General features: G+C 71.5%; 8 protein-coding genes. 2 read left to right on the top strand and 6 right to left on the bottom strand.

Features of this window, described 5'->3' with window-relative positions:
• Nucleotides 1-663 precede the first annotated feature (663 nt).
• Nucleotides 664-942 (top strand): hypothetical protein, encoded by a 279-nt coding sequence (locus ACFXHB_RS44000; RefSeq protein WP_380582749.1) that lies wholly within the window; start codon nt 664-666, stop codon nt 940-942.
• 194 nt (nt 943-1,136) lie between these two features.
• On the opposite strand, the gene ACFXHB_RS43995 is transcribed toward ACFXHB_RS44000, so the two are convergent.
• From ACFXHB_RS43995 to ACFXHB_RS43970, 6 genes are all read right to left on the bottom strand, one after another.
• On the bottom strand, nt 1,137-1,487 hold the full coding sequence (locus ACFXHB_RS43995; protein ID WP_380582747.1) for a type II toxin-antitoxin system PemK/MazF family toxin: 351 nt from the start codon (nt 1,485-1,487) through the stop codon (nt 1,137-1,139).
• Complete coding sequence (locus ACFXHB_RS43990; RefSeq protein WP_380582745.1) at nt 1,484-1,729, bottom strand: hypothetical protein; 246 nt, start codon at nt 1,727-1,729, stop codon at nt 1,484-1,486. Before ACFXHB_RS43990 ends, ACFXHB_RS43995 begins: the two co-directional genes overlap by 4 nt.
• Before the next feature lie 95 nt (nt 1,730-1,824).
• Entirely contained in the window at nt 1,825-2,349 is a 525-nt protein-coding gene (locus ACFXHB_RS43985; protein WP_380582743.1) for a hypothetical protein, read from the bottom strand.
• Between the two features lie 185 nt (nt 2,350-2,534).
• Nucleotides 2,535-3,980: a replication-relaxation family protein gene (locus ACFXHB_RS43980; protein ID WP_380582741.1), complete on the bottom strand. Its 1,446-nt coding sequence runs from the start codon at nt 3,978-3,980 to the stop codon at nt 2,535-2,537.
• Between the two features lie 528 nt (nt 3,981-4,508).
• Entirely contained in the window at nt 4,509-4,934 is a 426-nt protein-coding gene (locus ACFXHB_RS43975) for a hypothetical protein (protein ID WP_380582739.1), read from the bottom strand.
• 629 nt (nt 4,935-5,563) lie between these two features.
• Nucleotides 5,564-5,827 (bottom strand): hypothetical protein, encoded by a 264-nt coding sequence (locus tag ACFXHB_RS43970; RefSeq protein ID WP_380582737.1) that lies wholly within the window; start codon nt 5,825-5,827, stop codon nt 5,564-5,566.
• Between the two features lie 433 nt (nt 5,828-6,260).
• On the opposite strand from ACFXHB_RS43970, the gene ACFXHB_RS43965 reads away from it, so the two are divergent.
• A partial coding sequence (locus ACFXHB_RS43965) for a hypothetical protein (RefSeq protein ID WP_380582735.1) occupies nt 6,261-6,583 on the top strand: 323 nt, incomplete at its 3' end.

The following is a 6,583-nucleotide window of genomic DNA, read 5'->3' as shown; positions in this document are numbered from 1 at the left end:
GGTCCCTCCAGGCCTTCGGCCCTCCGTTTCGCCACCCGCCTCCGGCGGGTGGGCGGACCCGCTCCGCGTGTCCGTTGCCTGACCTTCGGTCAGGCCGGCCCGGCTCCGCTCGGGCCGGGCATCACTCCGCTCCGCTCCATGATGCCGGTGGGCTGACCCCAGTTCAGGCAGCTGAACTGGGGTCATGGCTGAAGTCAAGACAGGCAGACTGAGAGGAGGGTGTCCGTTCGGGGGCGCGTGCGGGTCGGCTTCACGCCTGCTGGCGTGGTCTAGACCGATGATCATGGGACGGTCCCGACGCTCGGGCGAGTGGCATCACCGGGGTGACCATCCTTGCCGATGTATCAAACTTGAGTCGTCAGGTGATCCCGCCGTGGACGGGGTGTCCGGGACGGTCGGATTCGACAACTTCGGCGATTCCGAAAGGTGCCGCTATTTGCTATCCGAGTCTACCAGTCGGGCTTTCCAGAAATCGAGCCTTCGGTTCTTCCAGTAAGGGTGACGGGTGTTTCATAATTCGGATGTCAGCAATTCCCGTCGCTGGTGGTGGGCGGGCGCGCTGCTTCGGGGGCCGGTCGGCACCGACGACGCGGGCCCCCGTCAGGTGCCCGCTGGCCCCGCGTCGTCGGTGAGCGGTGGCCGGGGTGTCGGGAAGATGGAGACATGCGGACGGAGCGGCGGGCGTGGGTGTGTCGGTTCCTCGACTGCCCGGATCTCGAAGACGTCGAGGTCGTGGTCGAGGAGGTGGGCCGGCCTCGGCAGGTCGTGGCCCGGGAGCGTGAGGGCGTGGGCGGCCTGGTGGACGGGTTCGTCCTGCGGAGCGTCGATGTGGGGGCGCGCACCGCCGTCTACGTCTGGGTGCTGGCCGGTAGCGCCGGTCAGGTGACGGCCTACCTGTTGGAGCAGCTGGCCGAGGTCTGTCCGGGAGAGCGGGCCTGGTGAGTGGCCCGGTCCGCCCGGGAAATGGTTCCGGCCGGACCGGGGGTGGGCTCGTGCCCACGTGCCCACGTGGGCGACGGTACGTGGGCGTGGGTCGGCTCTTGGGCGGCATGCCGCGGGGCGGGCCGCACGTCACCCGCTCGCCCGGGGGCGCTCGCTTCGGATCGTGCCGGGGCCGAGGCGGGGTGCGGGTCGGGTCAGATGTCGATCATCATCCGCAGGTAGGTGCGGATCTCGTCGGCTTCCTTGTCGGTGACGGTGCCGAGCGGCCGGCTGCCGATGAGGCGCTGCTCGGAGATGGTGCGGACGTCGTCGGTACGGGCCCAGCTGGGGCGGTCGAGGCCGGAGCGGGGGGAGGAGACGGGGACGTGGTGGGGCAGGCCACGGTCCTGGGTGGTGAGGGGGACCACGATGGCCATGGCGGTGGGGAAGGCGGCGAACAGGGGGCTGGAGACGACCACGACGGGGCGTCGGCCGGCCTGCTCGGAGCCGATGACCGGGGAGAGGTCGGCCATCCAGACCTGCCAGGGGGCGGACTTGCGGCTCACGCCTCACCGGCCAGGCCGTCGCCGGCGGTGGCGTCCCACTCGGTCAGTTCGCCCTGGTAGTCGGCCCAGGCTCGCGGGTCGGCCTCCAGCCGGGCGTAGGCGGCCAGGATCTGGGCCTTGCGGTGCTCGGTGAGCAGGTGCTCCAGGGCGCCGTTCAGCGTCACCCCGCCGAGTTCGTCGGCCGCCAGACGCGCGAGCTCGTCACGCACCTCGGCCTGCACCTTTATCGTCGTCAGCGTCATACCATCCAGGATACCCAGGGGTATACCGTTTGGCATGCCATCGGGGGTTTCACTCTCGGTCCTGTCAAGCCGTCCGGGGGCCGCACCGGGGCTTCTTACGTACGCTCCGGCCACGCGGCGCGCCGTGGACGCCGGTACACCGGCGCGGCGGGGGAGGCCAGGCGCAGCGCGGTTTCGCGGGTGCGTTCCAGCCAGTGGGTGAGTTGGGCGATGGTGGTGTGGTCGAGCTGGGCGAGGGCGGCGGCGGCCTGGTGGTCGGTCTCGGTGAGGTTGTGGAGGCCGGCGCGGGCGAGGGCGGTGAGGACAGTGTCGGCCTTGGGGTCGGTGGCGCGGTGGGTCTGCTGCTGGGTGGCGGCGTGCTCGGCGGCCTGGGCCTGGGCGGCGGTTTCGGCGAGTTGGCGGGCGTGCTCCTCCCGGCGCCAGCGCTGGACGGTCGGGTCGCGGTCGGGGTCGTAGGTGGTGAGGCCCTCCTCGGCCATGACGTAGCCGATGCGGCGCCATTCCTTGTGTTGTGCAATGGCGCCTTTGATGGCGGCCAGGTCCTCGTTGTTGTCACAGACGCGTGACCGGTGGCGTTCGTATTGGGCGGCTTCCTGTGTTTCTTCGGTGATCTGTCCCATGGTCATTCCGGTGGCTTTGCGGCGGACCGTCTCACGAGTGTTGAAATAGCCTTTCAATGGTCTTCCTTTCGACTTCATCAGGGAGGCTGTTTTATCAGGCTCGCTTCGGAATGTGCAAAGGGCACCGTGTCCGGGGTGGTCACGATGCCCTTTATTCGGTCTTGCGTTCGATCCGGCCGATCGATTCAGCTCTTCTTGTCCTGGGTTTCCTTCTTCGGCTTTCGAGGGCCGAAGAGGGTGCGTCGCAGCGTGGCGTTCTGGGCGGTCTGGGCGCGTTCGATGTGGGCCTGGGCGGCTTGGGTGATCTGTTGGGCCGCTTCGGCCTGCGCGGCCTGGTCGGCTTTCTGCTGGCAGAAGTGGCAGAGGCGCTCGCCGTCGGAGGCGTAGCGGGGGTTCTTGTACTTGTCGGCGGTGCGGTTGCAGTGAGGGCAGGCGGTGGCGAGGAGTTCGCGTTGCTGGCGGCGGCGTTCGGCGGCCTCAGCGTCAGCGGTGGCCTGGGCGCGCTGGGCGTTCTGGTGCTCGGCGTACGCCTCGGGTCCGTCGTGGTCGTCGAGGGCGGCGTGGAGGGGCTGGAGGGGGCCGTCGCGGCCGGCGCGGCGCCAGATCGGGGCCAGGGGGCCGCGTTCGATCAGCATCTCCAGGCTGGTGAACAGGATCGGGATCGCTTCGGTGCGGTCGTAGAAGCCATCGCCGAGGTGCTGGCCTTGCCAGTGGCTGCGGGTCATCTTGGTGAGGGCCTGGACGCGCTGGCGCATGGCGCGCTCGCCGAGGTGGCCGAGGGCAAGGGCCACGGGCGGGTAGCCGGGGCGGCCGGTGTCGGGGTAGGTGCGGCGCCAGTGCTGCTCGCGCTGCTCTGGGCGGCGGCCCCACTCCAGGTAGCCGATGGAGCCGCGCGGGTACGGGTTGGGCAGCGAGTGGGTGTGCTCGAAGAAGCCGCGGTAGTCGTCGAGCTTCTTGGCCACGCGCGGGTTGGACTCGTTGTCGAGGTCGACTTCCACCAGGAGCACCGGGATGCGGTGGTCCGGGGCTTGGAGGACGGCGTCGGTGCGGACGGTGGGCTTGTGTGGGGTGAGGTGTTCGATCTCGGTGGCCCACTGGTCGATCCGGCCGAAGCCGGGGCTGACGCCGGGGGCGGTGCGGTCGCCGTTGACCTGCTTGTCCGGGATGTTGGGGCCGGTGCCGCCGACCACGAAGCTGATGATGGTCTCGCTGACGGCCAGGGCGTGCCCGGCGGCGGAGCTGGCGCCGGCCTTGCGGGCGATACCGCCCATGTCCCGGCCGTCAGGGAACAGCGCCTTCGCGGCGTCGCGCCCGGCGGTGGTCATCCCCCAGATGTCCCGGCCGTCCTCGCCGGTGCCGTGCTTGACGGTGATCCGCTTCTTCTCCAGATCGTTCAGCGCGGCGCGGGCGAACTTGTTCTCCAGGGCGTTGGGGCGCAGCAGTCGCCAGAGCTGGTGCGCTGTGACGATCTTCAAGACGGCGATGGCGCGCTGAACGTCGGCGCGCACCTTGTTGTTGGAACCGCCCGGGTTGGTCTTGGACGCCCTGCGAACGCGCTTGCGCGGTGCAGCGGCCGGGGCTGGGCCGGGCGGGTCGTCGGGTGTGCCCGGGGCGGGCTGACGGTGGCTCACGGCGCTCCCCCTCGCTGGTCTGCGGTGCGGTGGCTGGCTGCTCTGCATACCGCACGCCGCCGACAAGTCGATCACGCCCACCGCGGCCGCCACCGACCGGGCCCGCCCGCCGCCCCGGCCACCGCCGACCCGCCGACCCGGCCGCCCGCACTCACCGGAACGCCGAGCTGCCCGGCCGCGGCGCGAGCACCGGGCTGCGCCCCTGGGGGCGGGGGGACAGCCCGGGGGTTGGGCGAAGGGCCCGAGTGGCCCGGAGCGAGACCCTGAAGGAGCCGCGCCAGGCGACAGAAGGGTCGTCGGCGTTTCCGGACGGTCTGGACAGGGGGTCTGACCTGCGTTGATGCCCCATCAAGGTGAGGGGTGACCGGAAGCGGTATCGGAAGCGGTACTGGAAGCGTGCCGCCGGAGCGATCCGGGCCCGGGACAACGGGTCGCGGGGCGATTCTCACCGGTCCCCGCCGAGCTGCCTGGGCGGCCGGGCGGTGCTGGTCGGACAGTACCCGGCGCGGGTCTTCGGCACGCCGGCTTTCAGCCCGCCAGGGTGCCGGTCCCGCCGGTCGTCGGAGACGGGACGGTGCGCAGCCGGGCGGGCGGTGGTGGCGGAGGTGGGGTGCGGGCGGCGGGGAGGTACTGGGGGATGACGGCGGCCAGGCCCTCGGCGGCCTCCAGGAGGAGCGGGTCGGTACCGGGCTGTTCCAGGAGGGCTTGGGCGAGGTGCAGGGCGGCTTCCAGGACGGCGGCCGGGGCGCGGACGTGGCGCAGTGCGGCGATGGCGTCGACGGCTTGCTCGGCGGGGCGCTGGGCGGGCTGTGGGGCGCCCGGGCGGGTCGGTGGGTCCGGGACGGCGGCTGGGCCTGCCCAGGGCGGCTGTGGGCGGCCTGTGGGGCGCTGGGGGCCGAGGGCGCGGGCGGCGCCGGGGCCGAGGGCGCGTCGGGCGGACGACGGGTTGCTCACGGGGCGTTCAACGAGTCCGCTCCGGGCCGGTGGCGGCCTGGACGACGCGGCCGGCACCGCCGGACGCGCCACAAGCCGACAGCCCCCGGCAGGGTGAGAGCCCCCGCCGTCCGGACCGTCACCCAAACCGCACCCACCACACCACCAGCAACCGGGGAGAGGGACAGGCAGAGGGGGTTGTCCGAATTTCCGTTGCGCCGGAAACCGGCTCTGAGCTGGGGAAACGTCGGATCGGCGTGGGAAGGGCCGTGGTACCTACGGTGGTACCTGCGCCAGCGCCTGCGGTGGTACGTGCGGGAGCGCCTGCGGTGGTACCTACGTGGAACCCGGCGCGGCCGGTCAACGGACCGTCGGCCGGCCCCGCAGGCCGCGGACGGCTCCGCAGGCCGCGAAAAGACCGACGGCCCGCCGCAGGCGCGAACCCCGAACCGACCAACCGACCACACCCACCAAGACCAAGGAGAAGGACAAGGGGTTGTCGGCATTTCCGGCCCGCCCCACATGGACTCTGACCTGCCGCGATACCGAGCCGGGGCGAATCATCAGGTGCTCACAAGACACCCGAGTAGGCGCTCCACAAGGTGTCCGACACGGTGTCCGACAAGACGCCTCACAAGATGCACGGCCGGTCAGCCGAGGACCGGCGCGGCGTCGGCGTCGATCAGTCCCTCTTCCAGGGCCTGGCGCACCAGCAGGACGGCCAGCTCGGCGGTGCTGGTGACCAGCGGGCGGCTCCGGTCGGCGGGGTCGGCGACGAAGCGGCCCTCGACCACCAGGGCCCAGCCGTCCAGACGGGGCGCGCCGTGCTCGATCCAGGCCAGCGCCCGGCCGGCCTTGCGGACGTAGAACAGGACCGGGGCCCGGGTCCACCCGGCCAGGTCCGCCAACACCACCGCGGGGCCGTCCAACCTTGGTGAGCGCGCGTTCACCAATGCTTTGACGTGCGGGAACGCGCGTTCCCTTGATGGGCCGTCAAGGAGTATCGGGCCGGCCGTCGAGGCGTGCGGGGTGTGCTTCCAAGGTTTCGGTCGGGAGCCTTGGAGACGGTGCCGGGCTCACCTTGGAAGCCTCCCCGGAAGCCTTGGAAGGCCGGCCCGCTCACCTTGGAGACGCCCCGCGGCCGGCCGCCAGGCCGTCGGGGAGGCGCGCGCCTTGATGGCCGTGGCCCTGGGGCATCAAGGCGCGCGGCAGGGAGTGTCAGGGTGTCCGGGGCGACCATCGAGGTGTTCCCGGCGACCCGGTCAAACGCCTTGGAGTACCGGCTGGTGCCCGCGGGCCGGGTCGCCGGGCGCGTGACCTCTGGTCCGCTTGTGGTGTTCACCCGGCATGAGCAACGACACCGTCACTGACACGACCGCCGATGACTGGAAGGGCGTCTACGAGCTCCCGATGGGCGCGTTCAGCGCCTCCGACCGGGCGCGGCTGCAGCTCGCCTCCGAAGCCAAGGGGCTGGCGGAGGAGGTGACCCAACTGGTTCTGCTCCTCGCTCACGACCCCGCCGAGGCCGGGGACTACGCGGCCGCGACGCGGCAGATCCAGTACCGCACCGATCGGCTCACCACGTGGGCGTTGACCGCCGAGGTGGCCAGGGGAACCTCGTGGGAACGGATCGCCGACAAGCTCGGCTACACCCCGGAGGGAGAACTGGA

Source organism: Kitasatospora sp. NPDC059327 (assembly GCF_042752535.1).
In the GTDB taxonomy this organism is placed as follows: Bacteria; Actinomycetota; Actinomycetes; order Streptomycetales; family Streptomycetaceae; genus Kitasatospora.
This window is presented reverse-complemented; position numbering and strand designations above follow the sequence as displayed.